The organism is Mitsuaria sp. GD03876, from assembly GCF_029840635.1.
Lineage (GTDB): Bacteria > Pseudomonadota > Gammaproteobacteria > Burkholderiales > Burkholderiaceae_C > Roseateles.
Window position 1 is genome coordinate 69,167 of record NZ_JAOCCU010000004.1, and the last position, 21,501, is coordinate 90,667.

Below are 21,501 nucleotides of genomic sequence, written 5' to 3' on the forward strand. Positions count from 1 at the left end.
CGCAGGCGTAAGGCGCTTCAAACTCCACAGCCATGCCGATGTCTAGCAAGGCTGCAGCTTCGGCAGCGATGCCGTTGGTGTTGGGTGGGGTGCGTAAGGTCGACTTGGCCAAAAGATTGATCGTCCTGCGACACGGCGACACGGCGACATACCCAACCTCGCTATGCCGGGCATGACCATTGGCGTCGACTTCGCCGACAAGAAGCTGCTCGATGGCCTCACGGCCGGCCATCTCGTCGAATTTCAAGCAGAAGTGATCAAGGGCAAGGCAACGGTGACGGAACTCAAGCGACGCTGACCGGGATCCCCGGTTCCAGTCGCTCCAGCACCTGCACCTGGCGCACTTCGGACTGCGCCTACCAAGCGCGCCTGAGAGGTCCTCGAATGGGACTGCCAGACATCTCACCAGATCAATTTCTCAGGTGTTGCTGTGTTTCATCGATTCGAGTATTCTTTAAATATGGAATCAACAGATGTCGTACGCGCCCTCGGCGCACTGGCCCAGCCGCTGCGCTTGCAGGTCTTCCGCGCGCTCGTCGTGGTGGGCGATACGGGTCTAACCCCCGGTGCCATCCAGCAAGCGCTCGGCGTAGCCCCCGCGACGCTGTCGTTCCACCTTAAGGAACTGGTCGCTTCGGGACTGGTAACGCAGGAGCGGGTGAGTCGAAATTTGGTCTACCGCGCCGCGTACGCCCAGATGAACGACCTGCTGAGTTACCTCACTGAAAACTGTTGCCATGGCTCGTCGTGCGCCGTGGAAACGGCTACATCCAGCTGCGACTGCTGAACAAGGAATCTTCATGACATCGAGGGTCTACAACGTGCTGTTCATCTGCACGGGCAACTCTGCACGGTCCATCCTTGCCGAGGGCTTGCTGAACCACCTGGGGCGTGGCCGCTTCCAGGCGTTCTCGGCTGGTAGCCATCCCAGGGGCGCAGTCCATCCGCTGGCTCTCAAGGAACTGAGCGAGCTGGGTATCCCGACGGACGGCTTCCGCAGCAAGAGCTGGGAGGAGTTCGCTGAGCCGGGCGCTCCCGAGATGGACTTCGTCTTCACCGTCTGCGACCAGGCTGCTGGCGAGGTTTGCCCCGTGTGGCCCGGTCAGCCGCTGACCGCGCACTGGGGCATGCCGGATCCGGCTGCCGTTGAAGGCAGCGATGACGCGAAGCAGCAAGCCTTCCGCGCCGCGGCGGTCACGATGAAGCGCCGGCTGGAACTGATGATGTCCTTGCCGCTCCAGAGCCTGGACGCCATGGCTATCCACAAGGAAGTCAAAGACATCGGGACGCGCTGAGCCATGACCACCAACGTTCTCATCCTGTGCACCCACAACTCGGCGCGAAGCGTGCTGAGCGAGGGCATGCTGAACCATTGGGCCCAGCGTCTGGGCAAGGACATCAAAGGCTTCAGCGCCGGCAGCGCGCCGAGCGGGCGCATCAATCCGTATGCCCTCCAGGCGCTGGGCGAGGCCGGCATCGACACCAGCGCCTATCGCAGCAAGAGTTGGGACGAGTTCGTCACCGATGGCGCGCCCGAGATGCGGGTCGTCATCACCGTGTGCGACAGCGCTGCGGCTGAGCAGTGTCCCTACTGGCCCGGCAGCCCCGTCAAGGTTCATTGGGGCTACGCCGACCCGTCGAACGCGCCAGAGGCCGACAAGCCTCAGGCCTTCGAACTGACGCGGCAGGCCATCGGCTACCGGATGCTCCAGCTGGCGCAGTTGCCGCTGAAGACCATGTCCAACGCCGAGCTGCAGCAGGCGCTCGATGCCATCTCGAAGTCCTGAATCCCGACCATGACTATCGCAACTCTCAAGCCGGCCGCCACCGTTGCCAAGCCTGCCATCAGCTTCTTCGAGCGCTACCTCAGCGTCTGGGTTGGCCTTTGCATCGTCGTCGGCGTTGCGCTGGGCCAGCTCTTCCCCGGCGCGTTCAAGGCGATTGCCTCTCTCGAAGTCGCGCAGGTCAACATCCCGGTGGGCCTGCTCATCTGGGTGATGATCGTTCCGATGCTGCTGAAGATTGACTTCGCAGCGCTGGGGCAGGTGAAAGCCCATGCCCGAGGAATCGGCGTCACACTCTTCATAAACTGGGCCGTCAAGCCGTTCTCGATGGCGCTACTGGGCTGGATCTTCGTGCGCCAGCTCTTCGCCCCCTGGCTGCCAGCAGACCAGATCGACAGCTACATCGCTGGGCTCATCCTGCTGGCCGCGGCGCCGTGCACCGCCATGGTCTTCGTCTGGAGCCAGTTGTGCAAAGGTGACCCGTACTTCACCCTGTCTCAGGTCGCGCTCAACGACGCCATCATGGTGGTCGCCTTCGCGCCCATCGTCGCGCTGCTCCTGGGCCTGTCCTCGATCACGGTGCCATGGGACACGCTATTGACCTCGGTCGGCCTGTACATCGTCTTGCCGGTCATCCTGTCGCAGCTGTGGCGCAAGCTGCTGCTCAAGCGCGGGGTCGGCCACTTCCAAGCTGTGGCAGCCAAGCTCGGCCCGTGCTCCATCGGGGCGCTTCTGTTGACCCTGGTGCTGCTGTTCGCCTTCCAGGGGGATCGCATCATCCAGCAGCCGCTGGTAATCGCCTTGCTGGCCGTACCCATCCTCATCCAGGTGGTGCTGAACTCGGGGCTGGCCTACTGGCTCAACCGCAAGATGGGTGTGCAGCATTGCGTCGCAGGCCCGTCGGCCCTCATTGGCGCCAGCAACTTCTTCGAGCTGGCCGTGGCAACGGCCATCAGCCTCTTCGGCTTCCAGTCCGGCGCCGCCCTGGCGACCGTCGTTGGCGTTCTCATCGAGGTGCCGGTGATGCTCGCCGTCGTCGCAATCGTGAACCGCTCGCAGGCTTGGTATGAACAAGGAGCGCAGCGTGCCTGAACTGGACCAGACCTTCCCGGTCTTGGAGTCGGAGCTCTTCGATGTACCCGACCAGGGGCGGTTGACGGTGCGCGAGCCGTCTGAGCATCGGCCGCGATTCCTGATGCTCTATGGCTCCCTGCGCGCCAGGTCGTACAGCCGACTCTTGACCTTTGAAGCGGCCCGCTTGCTGGAAGCCATGGGCGGCGAGGTCAAGATCTTCGACCCGTCCGGTCTCCCGCTTCCCGATGATGCCGCGGACACGCATCCGAAGGTCCAAGAACTGCGTCAGCTGGCCACGTGGGCGGAGGGCATGGTCTGTGCTCTCCAGAGCGTCACGGCGCCATGACGGGCGTCATGAAGTCCCAGATCGACTGGATCCCCTTGAATTCCGGCGCTGTCCGTCCGACGCAGGGCAAGACCCTGGCGGTGATGCAGGTCTCTGGCGGCTCGCAGAGCTTCAACGCCGTCAACCAGATGCGCGTGCTGGGCCGCTGGATGCGGATGCTGACCATCCCCAACCAGTCCTCGGTGGCCAAGGCATACGCGGAGTTCACCGAGGAAGGTCGGATGAAGCCGTCCTCGTACTACGACCGCGTGGTCGACGTCATGGAGGAGCTGTTCAAGTTCACGCTCCTCACGCGCGACTTGGGTGACTACCTAGTCGACCGGTACAGCGAGCGCAAGGAGACGGCCGAGAAGCTGTCCGAGCGGGTCAATCAGAGCGCCATCTGAGCGCGAGTGCGGGGCTGCGGCCCCGTTCTCTTGGTCATCTAGTTGCTATTGACAACCAAAAGAGCGATTTCTAGCATGCGGCCAAATAGTTGCTTTCACAACGATATGAGCCAAAGCCTATCTGTCGAGCTTCTGCGCGAGGTCACCCGGATGTACACACGCGCTCAGCGCGTCGTCGCCGACTGCTGCCGCACCACCAACACGCAGTGCCATCTGCTGACGGAGCTGGGACGCTCGGGCCCGCTGCCGCTGTCCGAGCTTGGCGTGCGGGTCAGTCTGGAGAAGAGCTGGGTGTCCCGTGCGGTGGAGGCCATGGTCGCGCATGGCTGGGTGACGAAGGAGCCGAACCCCTCCGACGCAAGGAGCTGGCTCGTCACGCTCACCGCCGACGGCGAACACACGGTCCATGAGCTCAACGCCACCCTCGACCGTCACGCCGAAGCCTTGATGGCCAAGCTCAGCGAGCGCGACCGGACCGCTGTCGAGAAGTCACTGCAAATTCTCATGAAGGCGCTGCGCGAGGACGACGCGGCCATGTGCTGCCTGCCGCCTCCAGACGCCAAGGACGACAAATCATGTTGTTGAACGCGAACATCACCCTGCGCCAAGCGAAGCCCACCGACTGGCCCGCGTTGGCCGCGCTGCTCCAGGCCAACAAACTTCCGCTGGACGGCGCGCAAGAGCATCTGCACGCGTACCTGCTCGCGCTGTCCAACGGCGAGGTCGTTGGCAGCGCCGGCGCGGAGATCTATGGAGACATCGCGCTGTTGCGCTCGGTCGCGATCTCGCCGGGGCTGCAGGAGCGGGGCGTGGGCAAGGCGCTGGTCGGTCGCTTCCTGGATGAAGCCAGAAGCCGAAGCATCCGCCGCGTCTTCCTGTTGACGGTCACCGCGCCGGAGTACTTCGAGCGATTCGGCTTCCGGCGGCTGGACGCCAAGGAAGCGCCCGAGGCGCTGAAAGCGTCCGCCGAGTTCCGGGGCGCTTGCCCAGCGAGTGCGGCGCTCATGGGCCTGTCGCTCCAGGCTGCCACAACACCCGAGCCGGGTCTGCCGGTCGCGGTGCTGGGAGCAGGTCCGGTTGGTCTGGCGGCTGGGGCGAAGCTCATCGAGCGCGGCTTGCCATTCGTGGTGCTCGAAGCGGGCCGCGAGGTGGGAAGCAACCTGCAGGAGTACGGTCACGTTCGGCTGTTCTCGCCGTGGCGCTACAACGTCGACGGCTCGATGGCCGCACTTCTCAAGCCCACTGGCTGGACGGCACCCGATCCAGACGGCCTGCCGCTGGCGCGCGACATCGTGGAGCAAGTACTGAGACCGTTCGCACGGCTGCCCGAGGTCGCGGCGGCGCTGCATCTCGGCACGAAGGTGCTGGCGGTGAGCAGGGAGGGCTTCGACAAGGTCAAGAGCACCGGTCGTGACCAAGCCGCCTTCGTGATCCGCGCCCAACGTGGCGACGAGCGCCTTGAATTCCGGGCGCGAGCGGTCATCGATGCGACGGGGACGTGGAGCACGCCCAATCCGCTCGGCGCCAGCGGCTTGCCGGCCATTGGCGAAACCCAGGCCACCTCGCGCATCTTCTATGGTATCCCTGATGTACTGGGTGCGCATCGCCATCGTTATGAGGCCCGGCGCACGCTGGTGGTCGGCGCTGGGCATTCCGCTGCGAACGCGCTGCTTGCGCTGGCTGAGCTTGCCAAGACAGTGCCGGGCGCGAGCCTCGCCTGGGCCGTGCGCTCGCCTGTGCTCACCCGCGTCTTCGGCGGAGGCAATGCCGACGCGCTCCCTGCTCGCGGGCAGCTCGGCGCATCGCTTCGGCGCCTGCGCGATGCCGGACAGCTGGCGTTCTTCGGCGGTCTGCGCATCACCGAGATTCGCGAGCAGGACGATGCGCTGACGGTGATCGGGTTGAGCGCCGACGACCGACAGGTCCAGGTGGATGGCGTTGATGAAATCATCTGCGCGACCGGCCAGCGCCCCGACCTTTCGCTGACAAGCGAGCTGCGGGTCAAGCTCGATCCCTGGCTGGAATCGACCGAAGCGCTCGGCCCTCTCATTGACCCGAACGTTCACAGCTGCGGGACGGTTCGTCCCCATGGACATCGGGAACTTGCACATCCAGAACCAGCCTTCTACACGCTCGGAGTGAAGAGCTACGGCCGCGCACCGACCTTCCTGATGGCGACGGGCTTCGAGCAGGCGCGATCCGTGGTGGCCGCCATTGCCGGCGACATCGAAGCAGCCGACCGTGTGGAACTCGATCTGCCCGAGACTGGCGTCTGCGGCATTGGCGTGCCAGGCGTCGCTGCGACGGGTGCTGGCTGCTGCGGGGATTCAGCGCCGTCGCCGATTGCGAAGCCGAAGCCCGCGATGGGGAAGGCGGGAGGCTGCGGGCCGTCATCCTGCGGCACAGGAGCAGCGACGCCAAAGCCTCCCGTCTCCCGTTGCTGCCGCTGAGCACGCGACGAGCATGAGGCGTTCGAGCACCGTTGTCGCGTTGGGGCTGGCCCAGACCCTGGCCTGGGCCTCGACCTACTACCTGCCGGCCATGCTGGCTGCGCCAATGGCGCGGGATGTGGGCGTCACCGTCCCGACGGTGTTCGCCGCGTTCTCCGCGGCGCTGGTCGTATCGGCACTGCTGGGACCGCAAGCCGGCCGGGCCATCGACCGCGTCGGCGGTCGGCCGGTGCTGATGGCCACCAATCTGGTGTTCGCGCTAGGCCTTGTGCTCCTCGGGCTCGCTTCTGGACCGACCTCGCTGTTCGCCGCATGGGTGATCCTTGGCATTGGGATGGGGAGCGGCCTATACGAGGCCGCCTTCGCGGCTCTCGTTCGACTGTGGGGGAACGACTCCCGCGGCGCCATCACCGGCGTCACGCTCTTCGCCGGATTCGCCAGCACAGTCGGCTGGCCGCTGTCGACCTACCTAGAGGTGCACCATGGATGGCGGGCGGCATGCTTCGTCTGGGCTGCGCTTCATCTTTGCGCCGGGCTTCCGCTGAACGCATTGCTTCCTCGGGTTCGGAAGGAGGCTGAGTCCGCGCAGGGCCCCGCCAACGAAGCACCCGCGCCGGTCGGCGACGAACGGTCGTCCTTGCGCGCTTCGCTGGTGCTCGCATGGGTGTTCGCGACGACCTGGTTCATCAGCACGGCGATGGCGGCTCATCTTCCACGCGTGCTGCAGGCTGGAGGCGCCAGCATTGAGACGGCGGTTCTCGTCGGAGCGCTAATCGGACCGGCCCAGGTTGGGGCAAGACTGCTTGAATTCGGCCTCTTGCGTCGTTTGCATCCGATGCTGTCCGCGAGGCTTGCTTCGGTGATGCATCCGCTTGGGGTCGTATTGCTCGGCGTGCTCGGGATGCCCGCAGCACCGCTTTTCGGGTTACTTCATGGGGCAGGGAACGGTATCTTGACCATCGCCAAGGGGACTCTGCCGTTGGTGGTCTTCGGTCCTGAAGGCTATGGCCATCGACAGGGCGTCATCATGGTTCCGGCACGAGTGGCGCAAGCGCTCGCACCATGGGCCTTTGGCAGCGCGATAGACCATTGGGGGGCAGCAGCCCTGGTGCTGTCGGCCAGCCTTGGTCTTCTGGCATTCGCGAGCTTGTTCCTTCTGTCGCTTCAGCCTCGGACGGCGAACTGAACAACTCGGCGACTCGCAGACCAGCGCTGGCACGGGATTACCCTAGGCGCTTAACCCCATCTACGGCATCGAAAGCGAGGTCACCCCCAGCAAGGCGACCCTCGGCCAGCTACTGCGGATCTTGCGAGAGCGGGTGGACCTACACCCGACATTCGACGAGCGCTTCGAGCGATTTCTGGAGAGCCGCAACATCATCGCGCACCGCTTGTTCGACGTGCCGGGCGGCCTGGACCTTCATACGGACGCAGGCAGGCAGAACCTCAAGATGTTCCTGCTGCGCTTCATGGATGATGGCCAAACCCTCTCGATGATATTCCTTGGCTTGATCCGAATCTGGTCTCAACAAGTCGGCATCGATCTGCCCAGCGTAGATGACCATGCTACGCAGGCCATGCTGGATCACGTCGATGAGAACGTGATCCCCAATCTGAGCATCCTCTTGAAGGAGAAGATGCCTTCTGCAGGCAACAACTAGCCTGGGTCTCGCATGAGATTGGCACTCTCGCTGCATAGCGCCGTGGCTAAGTCTGCACGCAGCTGATTACCGAGATCCGAGAGCAGCCTCGTGGCGAGCTGAGCGCTCAACGACAACCTCGATTTGGAAGCGAGCTGGACAAAGGGGCGAACAGACCTGGCCAGTTCGTCGGACGCATCAAGCACCTCTGAAAATGGGCGATCCAGAAGAATCGTCAGCATCAGCACTGAGCTCAACCTCTTCATCGCCTCCGCTTGCCGCTTCAACGTGGCGACTTTGCTGTGCACCAACATCGAAGGAAGCGTGAGGATCAGCTTGTCCAGGTCCCGCAGCTCCCTAGTCACTCGAACGGCCGCCTGCTCAGACATGCGCAGCCCCGTGTCGATCGAACTCCTCTCGTCTTCAGTCTTCAGCATCGTGCGGTCTCCCGCGCACGCACCTTCGGCAGGCATGACAGGGGAACGCGAACCACTAGGCCCGCGCTCTGGCCTCGCCGTGGGAGGCTGACCTCATCAAGGACGAGAGTATTGCGTTGAATCAAGTGGGTACCGCGCTGGAGGAGATCGTGAAGCCAATGCGCGTCTCGCCGCGCTCGGAAGTTGCAATCGCCTTGCCTCCATGCATGCGCGCAATTGCCGCGACGATGGAGAGGCCAAGGCCATGGTTCTTGCTGGCGCCGGTGCGGGAAGGGTCGACGCGGTAGAAACGGTCGAAGAGCCTTGGCAGGTGTTCCGCGGGGATCTCCGGACCCTCGTTGATCACGCCGATATAAATCTCTTTGCCACGTGGCTCGATTTCGACCACCACCTCCGTCCCGCGGGTCGCGTAGCGGCGAGCGTTACCCACCAGGTTGGCGATCGCGCGCTGCAACAAGCCAGTGTCCACGCTGGCTCGGGCACGCCCGCGCACGACGCCGCGAACGCCCGCTTCCTGCAGGGAGCCTTCGTGATAGTCCAGCACCTCTGCACAGAGTTCCGCCAACTCCGTGACCTCGTCGCGGCTGGCCTGAGCGCCTCGCTGTGCATTCGCAAGAAAGAGCATGTCCGCCACGATCCTGGCGATGCGACGAAGCTCCTCGAGGTTTGACTGAAGCGTCTCCTTGAGCTCGTCGGGCGAGCGGGGACGCCGGAGCGCGAAGTCGCAGCTGTTGATGAGGATCGAGAGCGGATTGTTCAGCTCGTGTGCGACATCAGCGTTGAACGACTCCATCTGCCTGTAGGCGATGGCGAGGCGATCGAGAAGATCGTTCGTTTGAGCGATCAGCGGCTGCAACTCTTCGACCTGGTCGCGGCCGTCAAGTCGCAGCTCCAGACGGTCGGCGCGGACAGCTGCGGTCTGCCTGACAAGCGCACGAAGGGGCGCGAGCTCTCGCCTGACCCCAAATGCCGCAGCTGCAGACAGCACCAGGGAGCCCCCAACGGCCGCAAAACCGAGCGTCCACGCGAGCCGCAGGAGCAGCTCCTTGTCCTTACTCTGGTCGAAGGCAAGCGAGGCGGTCCCCGCCCCGCCGAGATCGGGAGGCAGCGGCACTGGAAATCGCTCGACCTTGACGTCGGCGCTAGCAGCGCGCTGCGGCGGCAAAAAGATGTGGCCCGAGTTGTCCGCCACGCTGAGCGTGAGCTCGTCGTGCCCAGCGAGAAAGTCGTTCAGCAGATGACGGACGCTGTCCAAGTCGTGCGCGCCGCGCCCTTCCTTGAGCAGATGTTCAACGGCCTCGCGCTTCATGCTCAGGGTCTGGTTCTGACGTTGATCGAGCGTCAGGAAAATCACCACGTACACCGCCACGCACACGACGCCGAGCCCCGCCATGGACTGCACAGCGAGTCGACGAAGGAGACGTGCCCGAAGGCTTCCCGTATGCATTGCGACGCTCATGCGGGTCGGTCTTCGATGACGTACCCCATCCCGCGCACGGTATGGATCAGGGCCCGATCAAACGGCTGATCAATCTTCACGCGCAGACGGCGTATGGCCACCTCCACCACGTTGGTGTCACTGTCGAAATTCATGTCCCAGACCTGTTCAGCGATCTCTGTCCTGGAGAGCACCTCGCCTTTGCGTCGCATCAGCAGCGCGAGGAGACCGAACTCCTTGGTGGTGAGATCAATCCGCTGACCAGCGCGGCTGACCTTGCGACGGATGGGATCCACCTCCAGATCAGCTACGCGGTACACGGACTCCTCGGTCACCTGTCGACCTCCCGTGCGCCGGCGCAGGAGAACCTGAACCCGGGCCACGAGTTCGGAGAATGCGTAGGGCTTGGTGAGGTAGTCGTCAGCGCCGCTTTGCAGGCCCTTGACGCGATCTTCGACGCGCGAGCGGGCCGTGACCATCAGAATGGGCACATCGCTGCTCTGACGGATCGCGCTCAGCATGGCGAGCCCATCGATGCCCGGCAACTGCCCGTCAAGGATGAGCAAGTCGTAGCTGTTGACCGAGGCCATGTGCAGCCCGTCAACGCCGTCGTGGGCGACCTCCACGGAATAGCCTTCCTCGGTGAGCCCCTTGCGGAGGTACTCAGCGGCCTTTTCCTCGTCCTCGACGATCAGTAGTTTCATGAGCGGATCTCGTTGTTGTTCGTCGATCTCATGCGGCCGACGCCTTCTGGTCGCCGTAGGCGAGCAAGCGAAGCGCGTTGATGACCACGATGAGGGTAGACCCCTCGTGGAACAGGACCGCGGTGCCAATATTCAAGCCGAAGAGCGTGGCCGGAATCAAGACCGCCACAACGCCCAGGGATACCCACAGGTTTTGCCGGATGACGCCGCTCGCCCTGCGCGACAGGCCGACCACGAACGGCAGCTTGGAGAGATCGTCCGCCATCAACGCCACGTCAGCAGTCTCCAGCGCCACGTCCGACCCGGCCGCGCCCATGGCAATCCCGACGGTCGCACTGGCCATGGCCGGAGCATCGTTGACGCCATCGCCCACCATCGCCACCTTGCCCTCGTTGGCGCTGAGCTGCTTGATGAAGCCGACCTTGTCATCTGGCATCAGCTCGCCTTTGGCCTCGCTCAGGCCAACGGACTTCGCCACCGCGTCGGCCACCCGCTGGTTGTCTCCCGAGATCATGATCAGGTCCTTGACGCCAAGCTTCTGAAGCTTGCTCATGACGTCCGCGGCGGCCGGGCGAGGCGTGTCCATGACGCCAATGACGCCCAGGAAGCGCTGGCCTCGCTTGACGATCATGGTCGTGCGGCCCTTCTCGATCAGCTGCTGATCGATGCTGGAGACCTCCGGCGGAAGACCACCCACATCTTCCACAAAGAGCTTGGCCTTGCCTATCCACACGTCGTCGGCGCCAATGCGTCCCGTGACGCCCTTGCCGGTGACGCTGTGAACATCTTCGGCACTCAGGGCCTGAGCAGTTCCCTGCATCCGTTCCTTCGCGCCAGACACGATGGCGGCTGCCAGCGGGTGATCGCTGTGGCTCTCGATGGCCAGTGCCACGGCCAGCAGTTCATCCTGCTCCACGCCAGGCGCAGCCTGGACATCCACAAGCTTGGGTTTGCCTTCCGTGAGCGTGCCTGTCTTGTCGAACGCGATCGCGGTCAAGACCCCCAAGTTTTCCAGCGGCGCGCCGCCCTTGATGAGAACCCCGCCACGCGCCGCCCGAGCAACGCCGCTCAGGACGGCGCTCGGGACCGAGATGGCAAGCGCGCATGGGCTAGCAGCCACCAACACTGCCATGGCACGGTAGAACGTCGCACTGAAGGGCTCGTCGATGATGAAGCCTGCGAACAAGAGCGCGCCGACGAAGCCCAGCACAGTCGGCACGAAGATGCGTTCGAACTTCGCCGAGAAAGACTGGGTGGGGGACTGCTGCTGCTGCGCCTCGGTCACCATCTTCACGACGCGTGCCATGGTGGACTCGGTGGATCGCTTGGCGACCATCACCTCCAGTGATCCGGAGCCGTTGATCGTGCCCGCAAACACGCGACTCGTTGCCGCGACGCGGTCGAAAGCGGCAAGCGCCTGCTGCGCGTCCTCCACGGGCTGCTTGTCCACGGGAATACTCTCCCCGGTGACAGGCGCCTGGTTCACGCTGGACTTGCCCGTGATCACAAAGCCGTCGGCCGGCATGCGCTCGTTGGGCTTGATCACCACGATGTCACCGGGCTCCAGTTCAGCGATTGGCACCTCTTGCGTGGTGCCATCACGCTTGCGAAGCGCGGTTTCTGGCGCCAGCTTGGACAACGCCTCGATCGCACGTCGTGCGCGGCCCATCGCGTAATGCTCGAGCGAATGCCCCAGACTGAAGAGGAACAACAGCAAGGCGCCTTCAGCCCACTCGCCGAGCGCGGCCGCGCCGGCTGCGGCAACGAGCATCAGCGTGTCGATCTCGAAGCGCCGCTTACGAATATTCTCCACCGCCTCGCGCAGCGTGAAGAAGCCGCCGAAGACGTAGGCCGCCACGTACAGGCTCGTCTCCAGCGTGGACGAGAGCAGTTGATATTTGCCGAGCAGCCACCCCGCCAACAACAGCGCACCGCACAGCAGCGAGAAGATCAGCTCCGTGTTGCTGCCGAAGATGCCGCCCTCATGGCCATGATCGTGATCGCCATGGTCTTCGGCGGCGTCGCTTCCGTGGTCATGCTTCTCGCCCTTCACATGCTTGTGATCCGGCGACGGAAGAGTCGACGCGCTAGGCGAGTTGGCCTCCAGCGACTGGGACTTGGCCTGTTCAGAATCTTTTCGTTCAGCCATCTGGTTCTCCGGCTTTGAGTGCATGAGGGGCGTCAGCGAACTACCGTCGCTTCTTCCTGGACCGCTTCGCAAGCCGCTCGGCCCTTCTCGCAGCACGACGATCCTTCAGCGACATGTAGTCCCGGATCGAGGTGTAGGTCAGGTACACGAGCGCGATTCCCCAGCCAACGATGGCCAGGTACTTGAACATCACATGAAGGGTTTCGTGAGAGCCCGTGCTCATCTGAGACTTTCGCTCGCGAACGCTGACGCTCGGGTTCATACCGATGACCCAAGCGAAGCATCCGCATTCCTTGAATTACTTGGAGGCTTTCAGAGCCTTCTCCGCAAGCCCGGTGCGCGGCTCGACCCAATGGCTCTGATCGAGCGCGTCGCTGCAGGCCTCGGTCTCCATCTGCAAGGTGACGTGAGCAATCTCGTACTGCTCCTTGAGCATCTGGCGGAGTTGGGTCAGCAGGGGACCCACGGAGACCGAGCCGTCGTGCACGACGTGCGCGCTCAGACTCGTCTTGCCGCTGGACAGCGCCCAGATGTGCAGGTCATGGATCCCCGTGACGCCGGACGTTGCGGTCATCGCCGACTCGATCGCCGTCACGTCTACTCCCTCGGGCACACCCTCAAGGAGGATGTTCAGGCTCTCGCGCAGGAGCACCCACGTCCGAGGCAGAACCCAAAGACCGATGCCCACGGCGACCAGACTGTCGACCCACGCCCAGCCGGTGAAACGAATGACGATGGCCGCGACGATGACGCCGACCGATCCCAGCAGGTCGCTCCAGACCTCTAGATAGGCGCCCTTGACGTTGAGACTCGCATCCTTGCCGCCCATGAGCATGCGCATGCTCACGAGGTTGACGATCAAACCGAGCGAGGCGATCACCAGCATGCCGACCGACTGAACCTCGGCCGGCGAATTGAGCCGCTGCCAGGCCTCATAGAGGATGTAGATCGCCACTCCAAAGAGCAGTAGGGCGTTGAACGCAGAAGCCAGGATCTCGAAGCGGTGATAGCCGAAGCTGCGCTTCTTGTCTGCCGGCCGTCTGGCGATGCGTATGGCTGCCAGCGCGATCGCAAGGGCAGCCGCATCAGTGAACATGTGGGCAGCGTCCGAGATGAGCGCCAGGCTCTTCGTCGCGATACCGCCGATGACCTCGGCGATCAGAAAGCCGAAGGTCAACGTGAAGGCAATCCAGAGCGAGCGCTCATTGCCTCCTGCCGCGGCAGAGTGGTCGTGGTCCTTGGACATGGGTCATCTCCTTGTTCGTTTGATTCCCATCCTCGGCAACAGCGATACCCAGCGGCCCCGCGCCGCGGCATTTCAGCCTCGCGCGGGACCGCTGGCGCTCAGAGGGTGCTCAATGGGCGCTTCCGTGCTCGGCGGCCGGGGATTGGCTCTCCAGTTGCTCCTCTTCCTCATCGCGCCGGTGTGCCAGGCGGTAGAGGATGGGGAGAACCAGCAGCGTCAATGCCGTCGAAGACAAGATGCCGCCGATCACCACGGTGGCGAGCGGACGTTGGACCTCGGCGCCGGTGCCGGTGGCAAGCGCCATCGGAACGAAGCCAAGCGAGGCCACGAGCGCTGTCATCAGCACCGGACGCAGACGTGTCAGCGCGCCTTCGTGGATCGCCTCGTCCAGTCCCTTGCCTGACTCGCGCAGGTTGCGGATGAACGAGATCATCACGAGCCCGTTGAGCACCGCCACCCCAGAAAGCGCGATGAATCCGACTGCTGCCGAGATCGAGAGCGGGATGTCTCGCAACCACAAGGCCACGATGCCGCCAGTCAAGGCGAACGGGATCCCGGTGAAGACGATGAAGCCATCCTTCATGTTCCCGAACATGGCAAACAGCAGCACGAACACCAGCAGCAATGAGACCGGAACCACGATCTGAAGACGCTGGGTCGCCGACTGCAGGTTCTCGAACTGGCCGCCCCAGACCATCCAGTAGCCGGTCGGGACCTGAACCTGTGCGCCAATCAACTGCTGGGCCTCAGCAACGAAGCTGCCCAGGTCGCGACCACGCACGTTCGAGCTCACCACGATCCGACGCTTTCCGTTCTCGCGGCTGACCTGGTTCGGACCAGGTGCCGTCGTGAAGTCAGCGACCTCACTGAGCGGGATGAAGCGGCGTGCGCCGTCAGCACCAACTGGCATCGGGATAGGCAGCCGCTTGATGGCCTCCACGTCGGCGCGAAGCACTTCGGGCAATCGCACCAGGATGCCGAAGCGGCGGTCGCCTTCGAACATGATCCCCGCGTCGCGTCCGCCGACAGCGGTCGCGAGCGTGTCTTGCACATCCTGGACGTTGAGTCCGTAGCGCGCCGTGCGTTCCCGGTCGACGGTCACGCTCAGCATCGGAAGCCCAGTGGTCTGCTCCACATTCACTTCCGAGGACCCCTGGATGCCTTGCAACAGCCCCTGGATCTTCTGAGCGGTCGCGTTCAGGACCTCCATGTCGTCGCCGAAGATCTTCACCGCGACGTCGGAGCGCACGCCCGAGATCAGTTCGTTGAAGCGCAGCTGGATCGGTTGCGAGAACTCATAGTTCTGTCCCGGCAGCTTGGCCGCCTCGGCCTGCACGGCCGCCAACAGGTCGTCACGCGTGCGCTTGGGGTCAGGCCACTCGTCCTGCGGCTTGAGCATCACGTAGCCGTCCGAGATGTTCGGCGGCATCGGGTCCGACGCGATCTCCGCAGTACCGGTTCGAGCGAAGACGCGGTCGATCTCAGGGAACTTCGCCTTCAGCGTCGACTCCAGCTGCTGCTGCATCGTCAACGACTGCGTGAGGCTCGTGCCCGGAATACGCAGCGCCTGGATCGCGAAGTCGCCCTCGTTCAAGCTGGGGATGAACTCGCTGCCCATCCGCGCGGCGATCAAGCCCGTCAGCACGATCATCACTGCGGCGAAGGTCAACACGACTGCCTTGGCACCCATCACGTAGTTGAGCAGCGGCTCATACACGCGACGCGCCCAGCTCATCAGCCAGTTTTCTTTCTCAGCAACCTTCTTGCCGATGAACAGCGCGACCGCTGCGGGAACGAACGTGATCGACAGGATCATGGCGCCGACCAGGGCGATCACGACCGTGAAGGCCATCGGGTGGAACATCTTCCCTTCGACACCGGCCAGAGCAAAGATCGGCAGGTAGACGATCATGATGATCAGTTGTCCGAACAGCAGCGGACGACGAGCTTCCTGGGACGCGAGGAACACCTCGTGGAATCGCTCCGAGCGCGTCAGCAGTCGTCCCTTGTGCTCCTGCGCATGTGCCAGGCGCCGCACGCAGTTCTCGACGATCACCACCGCGCCGTCGATGATGATGCCGAAGTCCAGGGCCCCCAAACTCATCAGGTTGGCGCTGACCTTCTGATTCACCATGCCGGTGAAGGTGAACAGCATCGACAGCGGAATCACCATGGCCGTCAGGATGGCCGCACGGATGTTGCCCAGGAACAAGAACAGGATGGCGATGACGAGCACCGCGCCTTCGATCAAGTTCTTCTTGACGGTGGCGATTGCCTTGTCGACCAGCTTGGTTCGGTCGTAGACCGTGACCGCGTGGACGCCCTTGGGCATGTTCGCGTTGATCTCGGCCATCTTCTTGGCAACCGCTTGCGAGACCGTCCGGCTGTTCTCACCGATCAGCATGAAGACGGTGCCGAGCACGACCTCGCGGCCGTTGTCGGTCGCGGCGCCGGTGCGCAGCTCTCGGCCGATTTCGACCGTGGCGACATCACGCACGCGCACCGGCACGCCGCCGGCGTTGAGCAGAACGATGTTGCCGATGTCGGTAATCGAGCGCACCTGGCCCGGGGCTCGGATCAGGTACTGTTCACCGCGGCGCTCGATGTAGCCCGCGCCGACGTTCGCGTTGTTGCGATCAAGCGCAGTCACCACGTCGCTGAGCGTCAGGCCGTACGAGGACAGCTTGGACGGATCGGGGGCGACGTGGTACTCCTTGGCGAAGCCGCCGATGGAGTTGATCTCAGTCACGCCCGTCACGTTCTTCAGCTGCGGCTTGATGACCCAGTCCTGAATCTCGCGCAGGTCTGCCGGCGTATACAGCTCACCGTTGGGCTTCTTTGCGCCCGGCTCGCTTTCGACAGTCCAAAGGAAAATCTCACCCAACCCCGTCGAGATCGGCCCGATGTTGGGCGTCACGCCCTCGGGCAGCTGAGACCGCGCGGATTGGATGCGTTCATTGACGAGCTGGCGGGCGAAGTAGATGTCCGTGCCGTCGTTGAAGATGACCGTCACTTGGGACAGACCGTATCGCGACAGCGAGCGGGTCTGCTGCAGGCCAGGCAGGCCGGCCATCACGGTCTCGATCGGATAGGTGACGCGCTGCTCGGTCTCCAGCGGCGAGTAGCCGGGTGCACCGGTGTTGATTTGCACCTGCACGTTGGTGATGTCCGGCACGGCGTCGATGGGCAGCTTCTGGTAGCTGAACACCCCGAGTGCGGCCATACCGAAGACGGCAAGCATGACAAGCCATCGATGCTCGATGGCGAAGCGGATGATGCGTTCAAACATGTTGCGTCATCTCTTTAGTGGGCGTGGGAAGCCGTGGACTTGCCGGCCTCGGCCTTGGCAACGAAGCTGCCGACGGCGATGTAGGGCACACCGGCCTTCAGGCCCTCGACGATCTCGACCCGCTTGCCGTCCGTGCGGCCCACCTTGACGGGCTGGGCGACAAAGCCCGAACCGGTCTTCACGAACACGACGGGCTTCTCTTCCATCGTCTGAACGGCTTCGGAGGTCACGGTCACCGGCGCGTCGAAGGTTTCGCTCTTCATCTCGACGTTGACGAACAAGCCCGGCCGCCATGCGGTCTTGGGGTTCTCCAGCGTCACGCGGGCTTGGGCCGTGCGGGTGGACTCGCCGATGAGCGAGCCGACGTAGGCGACCTTGCCGACCGCGGACTGCTCGAACGCCGCCGCGCGCACGACCACGTTGTCGCCTACGCGCACCAGCGGCAGGTCCTTGGCGGGCACGTTGATCTGGGCCCACACAGTGCGCAGATCGGCGACCGTGAAGACATTCGCGTCCTCGCGCACCTGCTCGCCCAGCGCGATGTGCTTCTCGACGATCGTGCCGTCGAAGGGAGCACGCAGTTCATAGCGGTTGAGGGCACCGCTATCCAGCGTGGCGCCGACGGCCTGGAGCTTCTGCCTGGCGTTCGACACCGCGATCTCCGCCTCGCGCATGGCTTGCTCGGCGATCTGCACATCCTGCTGAGGCGAGATCTTCGCTTCGTACAGGCTCTTTTCGCGTTCGTACGTGATCTTGGCCAGTTGCAGGCGCTTCTGCGCACCTTGCAAGTCGGCGCGTTGGTCAGATATCGACGTGCTGTTCACAATGGCCAGAACCTGACCCTTGCGAACCGTCTGTCCCAGCGCCACCGGCACAGATTCGACAACGCCGGCCACGCGTGGGACCACGTGCGCGGTGGTGTCCTCGTTGAACTTGACCTCGCCCGGCAGCTGGTAGCTGGCCGCCAGCGAAGCGGCCTTGGTGGCTTCGACCACGATGCCCGAAGACTTCTGCTGCTCGGCGGACAACGCGATCACCCCTTCGCTGGGGGAGAACGGGAACGACTGGGTTTGGCCGCCGACCACAACTTGGATGACGCCGTCGAAGACATGCGGCTCTTCAACAGGTTGGGCGCTGACAAGCGCGTCCTTCTGAGCCGCGAACGTCAGCTTCTGCTCCTCGCCGCCAGGGCGCTTGATCTGTGCGGTCACCTGCAGCTGAGCTGGCGCGACATCCTTGCCTGCCTGTGACACCCAGATCTTCAAGCGCGGCGTGCCTTGATCCTCGGACAGCAGCGCCTCGACGGTCACGTTGCCCTTGGAGATGAGCTCTCCACCGCGGCTGCCCTTCTTGGCTTCTTCGTGGTGTTCGCCGTCCCCATGCCCCTTGGCGTCGTCGTGGCCCTTTTCGCCACCGGCCTTGGCTTCCCCGTGATGTTCGCCGTCGCCATGGCCCTTGGCCTCTTCGTGTGCGTGCGACTCTTCGCCGCCGGATTTCCCGCCGGTGGTCATCAGCCCGACGGCGGCCGCGGCACCAAGCGCCAGCACCACGGCAATGGCGATCGCCTGCTTCTTGCCGGCGCCGCTGCGCAGGCGTTCCTTGAGTTCGTTCTTGGAGGTCATTTGGAAACTCGTTGATGGATCGTTGTTCAGGGACGAGCGTCGGCGCTACCGAGCCGGCGATCGATCTCCGCGGAGAGGCGGTGGGCTTGAGAGAGCGCGGTGAAGTACTGCCCGCGCGCCTGCAAGAAGGTGCGCTGCGCATCCAGCACATCCAAGAAGCCAAACTTGCCCAACTCGAAACCGCGGCGCGCGGCCTCGTAGGCGGTCTGGGCGCCGGGGAGCACATCGCGACGCAATGCCTCGATCTCGTCGGTGCGCGCGTCGAGCTGGTCAACGGCCTGCAGCACCTCGGAGCGCAGACGCTGCTCTTCCGCTTGGGCCATCGCCTGCGCCGCGTCGCGCTTGCGCAGCGCCTGGAACTGAGCGCCCTGGTTGCGGTCGAACAGCGGAATGGGAATCGAGACGCTGATCAGCGGCTGGGTGCGGCCGATGTCGGGAGCGCGTTGCGCGCCGAGCCCCACCGTCACGTCGGGGACGCCGCGAGCTCGTTCCAGATTGAAGGCGGCTTCCGCGCGCTGAACCTCCATCTGGGCCCGACGCAGGATCGGGGAGCTCTGGATGCGGTCACCAAGGGTTTCAGCACCAGGCAGAACCGGCAGCGCGTCAGGGCTGCCGTCAACCAAGGAGATCGATCCCTGAGGTACCCCCATCACCGCGCTCAGCGCCTTCAGCGCTGCGGTGAGGTCCGCCTGTGCCAGGCGTTGCTCGATCCGCGCGGTGGATTGCGCGACACGGGCACGCGTCTCCTCGGTAGGCGACACCTTGCCCGCAGTCACGCGACGACCCACGGCGTCCGCGCCGTTGGTAGCGATGCGCAGAGACTCCTCAGCGACTTTCACGCGTTCCTGCGCGATCAACACGTCGAAGAAGGCCTGGATGGCGCCGGCGCGCGTTTCAGCACGCTGCGTCTCCAATTCCAGCGCTGCAACATCGCGGGTGCGTTGAGCCAGTTCGACGCGAGCGGATCGCTTGCCTCCCAGCTCGATGGTCTGGCTGAGCGTCACCTGCGTCGTACGCGTGGCCTTGCGGGTGTCCTCGGTGCTCAGGCCGAGCGTGGGATTCGGGATCAGGCCAGCCTGACGAATCGCGCCGTCGTTGGACTCGAGCTCGTACCCGAACGAGCGCAAGAGCGGGTTCTGACGCAACGCCGTTTGCACGGCCGCATCGAGCGTCAGTCCGGATTGAGGGTAGACCGTACCGGCCGCCGAAGCGGCGGCAGAGGCCGCGGCCTCAGGGGTTGCGGGACGGGATTCGCCAGCTTGGGCGAAGGCTTGAACTTGGAATAGTGCCGCACAAGCAAGCGGCACAAGCAATCTGCGCATCGAAAACTCCAGGGTTGTGGAAACAACTCGAAGGATTCGACGAAGGCAGCGCGGCTCAAGCCGCTAGAGGAGGAACAGGAAGGAACCCGCTGCGATCGCCGAATCAGGCGATGCGCCAATTGGGGCGTTCCGGATGATCTGGAGCGCGGGTCGAAAAGACTTGCTCGCTCAGTCCGCGCATGACCTGCGCGCTGAGATTTGCGAGCGCCATGCTGCTGCCTGAGACCGGCTTGGCAGCACTGAGATGGCACGTTCCGCAGTCGTTGTCCAAGCCGACCTTTCCGGGCTTGGTCTTGTCGCCAGGCAGAGGCTTCTTGCCCTGGGCCAGTTGACCGGCGTCAGCGTGCGAATGCACGTGATGACCGAAGTGGCTGGCTTCACTTGAACTCTCGTGCTCGCAATAGGCCGCCGCTGCACCCCAGGTGAACTGGAAGGGCATCAGCACCAGCAAGAAGATGGAGAGCCAGCGACGCATGGGTGGCAGTCTAGTAGAGGCCGACGGTTCGGTGGAACCGTCGGTCTAGCCTTTAGGGGACACGAGTGGGCATTCGGGCACAGCCCGATGGAACTCAGCTGCCTTCGGACTCGTTGCGGCTGACGTAGACCGTGAAGTTCGCGTTAGCGAAGCCTTCCGGTGCGATGACGGGCAGGTTCACGGCGCGATGTTGCGCGGAGTCGAACTTCCACGTGAAGGTCTTGGCGCCGTCGCGAAACTCGACGATCTGGCCGCAGTCAACGTTGACGAAGCCGCCTTGCTTGACGTCGACCACCTTGTCGGCCTTCACGGCGGCGACAGGCAGGCCGTGGGGCGAGCGGCCGTTCATCAGGAGCTCCGGCTGGGTTGCAGCTTGGGCGCCAGCGGTCAGCATCACGGCGGCAACGGCGGAGAGGATCGACATGGAAACCTTCACTTTATGTACTCCTTGTTCGTGAACGTGACCTCCGACGGAGGCGACACAACGTTCATCGCGGAGTGAACTTTAGAAGTCGGCACCTTCCAGCAAACCGTGCGTGTTGATTACAAAACTGTCAGCTTCTTAGAGTGGCGCGGTCGGCCGCAGACGTAGGCTGAGCACCTGCGGGCAGCCCTTCATCGTCGGTGCGCGCGACCTCTTTCAGCGGCGCCATCCAGCGAAGCGTGGCGTAGGTCACCAGGCTGAGGATCACCGCGATGTCATACAGGCCGTAGCCCACCGCACCGCCGACCGCGCCGGTCGCCCAAAGACTTGCCGCAGTGGCTGTTCCCGAAGCGCCGGCAGAGTGCTTCAGGATCGCCCCACCTCCGATGAAGCCGACGCCGGTGATGAGACCTTCCAGGATGCGGGCCTGACCGATCGAGTCGATGCCCAGTACACGGATGGCGACCAGCACGAAGCCACAACTGGCGATGGCCACGAGAGGAAAGGTGCGTATGCCAGCGCTGCGCTCCTTGCGCTCCCGGTCCCAGCCGATGGGCAACGCAAGCACGTACGCGATCGCCAAGTCCATCACGTGGGAGGCGATCTCGACCCAATTCACTTGACCTGTCATGTTTGGCTCCTAGCCGTTTGATAGTGAGAACGATCGGCAAAGCGGCAAGCGTTAAGCATTCCTGACAACACCGTAATCGCGCCG

The 21,501-nt window shown here is 63.9% G+C and carries 20 protein-coding genes and 1 pseudogene; 10 read left to right on the plus strand and 11 right to left on the minus strand.

Annotated features, from left to right (window positions below; translation table 11 throughout):
• Window positions 1-163: 163 nt before the first annotated feature.
• From N5D62_RS03980 to N5D62_RS04025, 10 genes and pseudogenes are all read left to right on the plus strand, one after another.
• Window positions 164-298 carry a copper-binding protein gene (locus N5D62_RS03980; RefSeq protein ID WP_279756264.1) on the plus strand — a complete coding sequence of 45 codons (135 nt, stop codon included), beginning with the start codon at window positions 164-166 and terminating at the stop codon, window positions 296-298.
• 162 nt (window positions 299-460) lie between these two features.
• On the plus strand, window positions 461-787 hold the full coding sequence (locus N5D62_RS03985) for a metalloregulator ArsR/SmtB family transcription factor (protein WP_279756397.1): 327 nt from the start codon (window positions 461-463) through the stop codon (window positions 785-787).
• 13 nt (window positions 788-800) lie between these two features.
• Complete coding sequence (locus tag N5D62_RS03990) at window positions 801-1,295, plus strand: arsenate reductase ArsC (RefSeq protein ID WP_279756265.1); 495 nt, start codon at window positions 801-803, stop codon at window positions 1,293-1,295.
• A gap of 3 nt (window positions 1,296-1,298) precedes the next feature.
• Window positions 1,299-1,787 (plus strand): arsenate reductase ArsC, encoded by a 489-nt coding sequence (locus N5D62_RS03995; RefSeq protein WP_279756266.1) that lies wholly within the window; start codon window positions 1,299-1,301, stop codon window positions 1,785-1,787.
• Window positions 1,788-1,796: 9 nt separating this feature from the next.
• Complete coding sequence (arsB, locus tag N5D62_RS04000) at window positions 1,797-2,876, plus strand: ACR3 family arsenite efflux transporter (RefSeq protein ID WP_279756267.1); 1,080 nt, start codon at window positions 1,797-1,799, stop codon at window positions 2,874-2,876.
• Window positions 2,851-3,590, plus strand: a pseudogene (gene arsH, locus N5D62_RS04005) (arsenical resistance protein ArsH). Before arsB ends, arsH begins: the two are co-directional and overlap by 26 nt.
• A 105-nt stretch (window positions 3,591-3,695) precedes the next feature.
• Window positions 3,696-4,175, plus strand: coding sequence for a MarR family transcriptional regulator (locus tag N5D62_RS04010; protein ID WP_279756268.1), 480 nt, complete (start codon window positions 3,696-3,698; stop codon window positions 4,173-4,175).
• A complete protein-coding gene (gene arsN2, locus N5D62_RS04015; RefSeq protein ID WP_279756269.1) occupies window positions 4,166-6,040 on the plus strand; it encodes an arsenic resistance N-acetyltransferase ArsN2 in 1,875 nt (624 codons plus the stop codon). Before N5D62_RS04010 ends, arsN2 begins: the two co-directional genes overlap by 10 nt.
• Window positions 6,041-6,053: 13 nt before the next feature.
• Window positions 6,054-7,226 carry an MFS transporter gene (locus N5D62_RS04020; protein ID WP_088384687.1) on the plus strand — a complete coding sequence of 391 codons (1,173 nt, stop codon included), beginning with the start codon at window positions 6,054-6,056 and terminating at the stop codon, window positions 7,224-7,226.
• A gap of 133 nt (window positions 7,227-7,359) precedes the next feature.
• Window positions 7,360-7,701: a hypothetical protein gene (locus N5D62_RS04025; protein ID WP_279756271.1), complete on the plus strand. Its 342-nt coding sequence runs from the start codon at window positions 7,360-7,362 to the stop codon at window positions 7,699-7,701.
• Here the strand turns inward: N5D62_RS04025 and N5D62_RS04030 are convergent.
• From N5D62_RS04030 to N5D62_RS04080, 11 genes are all read right to left on the minus strand, one after another.
• Window positions 7,698-8,117, minus strand: a complete 420-nt coding sequence (locus N5D62_RS04030) for a hypothetical protein (RefSeq protein ID WP_279756272.1) — start codon at window positions 8,115-8,117, stop codon at window positions 7,698-7,700. The genes N5D62_RS04025 and N5D62_RS04030 overlap by 4 nt on opposite strands.
• Before the next feature lie 121 nt (window positions 8,118-8,238).
• Window positions 8,239-9,576 (minus strand): heavy metal sensor histidine kinase, encoded by a 1,338-nt coding sequence (locus tag N5D62_RS04035; protein ID WP_279756273.1) that lies wholly within the window; start codon window positions 9,574-9,576, stop codon window positions 8,239-8,241.
• Window positions 9,573-10,259 carry a heavy metal response regulator transcription factor gene (locus N5D62_RS04040; protein WP_279756274.1) on the minus strand — a complete coding sequence of 229 codons (687 nt, stop codon included), beginning with the start codon at window positions 10,257-10,259 and terminating at the stop codon, window positions 9,573-9,575. The genes N5D62_RS04035 and N5D62_RS04040 overlap by 4 nt, the downstream gene beginning before the upstream one ends.
• A 28-nt stretch (window positions 10,260-10,287) precedes the next feature.
• The gene (locus N5D62_RS04045; protein ID WP_279756276.1) at window positions 10,288-12,408 is read right to left on the minus strand and encodes a heavy metal translocating P-type ATPase; all 2,121 of its coding nucleotides are present in this window, start codon (window positions 12,406-12,408) and stop codon (window positions 10,288-10,290) included.
• 298 nt (window positions 12,409-12,706) lie between these two features.
• Entirely contained in the window at window positions 12,707-13,654 is a 948-nt protein-coding gene (locus N5D62_RS04050) for a cation diffusion facilitator family transporter (protein WP_279756277.1), read from the minus strand.
• A gap of 109 nt (window positions 13,655-13,763) precedes the next feature.
• Complete coding sequence (locus tag N5D62_RS04055; protein ID WP_279756278.1) at window positions 13,764-16,943, minus strand: CusA/CzcA family heavy metal efflux RND transporter; 3,180 nt, start codon at window positions 16,941-16,943, stop codon at window positions 13,764-13,766.
• A 14-nt stretch (window positions 16,944-16,957) separates the two neighbouring features.
• Window positions 16,958-18,565 (minus strand): efflux RND transporter periplasmic adaptor subunit, encoded by a 1,608-nt coding sequence (locus N5D62_RS04060; protein ID WP_279756279.1) that lies wholly within the window; start codon window positions 18,563-18,565, stop codon window positions 16,958-16,960.
• A 26-nt stretch (window positions 18,566-18,591) separates the two neighbouring features.
• Window positions 18,592-19,887 carry a TolC family protein gene (locus N5D62_RS04065; protein ID WP_091728651.1) on the minus strand — a complete coding sequence of 432 codons (1,296 nt, stop codon included), beginning with the start codon at window positions 19,885-19,887 and terminating at the stop codon, window positions 18,592-18,594.
• A gap of 103 nt (window positions 19,888-19,990) precedes the next feature.
• On the minus strand, window positions 19,991-20,362 hold the full coding sequence (gene czcI, locus N5D62_RS04070; protein WP_279756281.1) for a cation efflux protein, CzcI family: 372 nt from the start codon (window positions 20,360-20,362) through the stop codon (window positions 19,991-19,993).
• Window positions 20,363-20,456: 94 nt separating this feature from the next.
• Window positions 20,457-20,786, minus strand: a complete 330-nt coding sequence (locus N5D62_RS04075) for a CzcE family metal-binding protein (protein ID WP_141225364.1) — start codon at window positions 20,784-20,786, stop codon at window positions 20,457-20,459.
• Between the two features lie 130 nt (window positions 20,787-20,916).
• Window positions 20,917-21,417, minus strand: coding sequence for an MgtC/SapB family protein (locus N5D62_RS04080; protein WP_279756282.1), 501 nt, complete (start codon window positions 21,415-21,417; stop codon window positions 20,917-20,919).
• Window positions 21,418-21,501 lie beyond the last annotated feature (84 nt).

What these genes read in the sequence shown, in the direction of transcription:
- N5D62_RS04035 (WP_279756273.1), bottom strand. Translation starts at nt 9,576, where the DNA reads ATGAGCGTCGCAATGCATACGGGAAGCCTTCGGGCACGTCTCCTTCGT.
- N5D62_RS04040 (WP_279756274.1), bottom strand. Translation starts at nt 10,259, where the DNA reads ATGAAACTACTGATCGTCGAGGACGAGGAAAAGGCCGCTGAGTACCTC.
- N5D62_RS04080 (WP_279756282.1), bottom strand. Translation starts at nt 21,417, where the DNA reads ATGACAGGTCAAGTGAATTGGGTCGAGATCGCCTCCCACGTGATGGAC.
- N5D62_RS03985 (WP_279756397.1), top strand. Translation starts at nt 461, where the DNA reads ATGGAATCAACAGATGTCGTACGCGCCCTCGGCGCACTGGCCCAGCCG.
- czcI (WP_279756281.1), bottom strand. Translation starts at nt 20,362, where the DNA reads ATGCGTCGCTGGCTCTCCATCTTCTTGCTGGTGCTGATGCCCTTCCAG.
- N5D62_RS04020 (WP_088384687.1), top strand. Translation starts at nt 6,054, where the DNA reads ATGAGGCGTTCGAGCACCGTTGTCGCGTTGGGGCTGGCCCAGACCCTG.
- N5D62_RS04030 (WP_279756272.1), bottom strand. Translation starts at nt 8,117, where the DNA reads ATGCTGAAGACTGAAGACGAGAGGAGTTCGATCGACACGGGGCTGCGC.
- N5D62_RS04065 (WP_091728651.1), bottom strand. Translation starts at nt 19,887, where the DNA reads ATGCGCAGATTGCTTGTGCCGCTTGCTTGTGCGGCACTATTCCAAGTT.
- N5D62_RS04060 (WP_279756279.1), bottom strand. Translation starts at nt 18,565, where the DNA reads ATGACCTCCAAGAACGAACTCAAGGAACGCCTGCGCAGCGGCGCCGGC.
- N5D62_RS04045 (WP_279756276.1), bottom strand. Translation starts at nt 12,408, where the DNA reads ATGGCTGAACGAAAAGATTCTGAACAGGCCAAGTCCCAGTCGCTGGAG.
- N5D62_RS04055 (WP_279756278.1), bottom strand. Translation starts at nt 16,943, where the DNA reads ATGTTTGAACGCATCATCCGCTTCGCCATCGAGCATCGATGGCTTGTC.
- N5D62_RS03980 (WP_279756264.1), top strand. Translation starts at nt 164, where the DNA reads ATGCCGGGCATGACCATTGGCGTCGACTTCGCCGACAAGAAGCTGCTC.
- arsB (WP_279756267.1), top strand. Translation starts at nt 1,797, where the DNA reads ATGACTATCGCAACTCTCAAGCCGGCCGCCACCGTTGCCAAGCCTGCC.
- N5D62_RS03995 (WP_279756266.1), top strand. Translation starts at nt 1,299, where the DNA reads ATGACCACCAACGTTCTCATCCTGTGCACCCACAACTCGGCGCGAAGC.
- arsN2 (WP_279756269.1), top strand. Translation starts at nt 4,166, where the DNA reads ATGTTGTTGAACGCGAACATCACCCTGCGCCAAGCGAAGCCCACCGAC.
- N5D62_RS04010 (WP_279756268.1), top strand. Translation starts at nt 3,696, where the DNA reads ATGAGCCAAAGCCTATCTGTCGAGCTTCTGCGCGAGGTCACCCGGATG.
- N5D62_RS04075 (WP_141225364.1), bottom strand. Translation starts at nt 20,786, where the DNA reads ATGTCGATCCTCTCCGCCGTTGCCGCCGTGATGCTGACCGCTGGCGCC.
- N5D62_RS03990 (WP_279756265.1), top strand. Translation starts at nt 801, where the DNA reads ATGACATCGAGGGTCTACAACGTGCTGTTCATCTGCACGGGCAACTCT.
- N5D62_RS04050 (WP_279756277.1), bottom strand. Translation starts at nt 13,654, where the DNA reads ATGTCCAAGGACCACGACCACTCTGCCGCGGCAGGAGGCAATGAGCGC.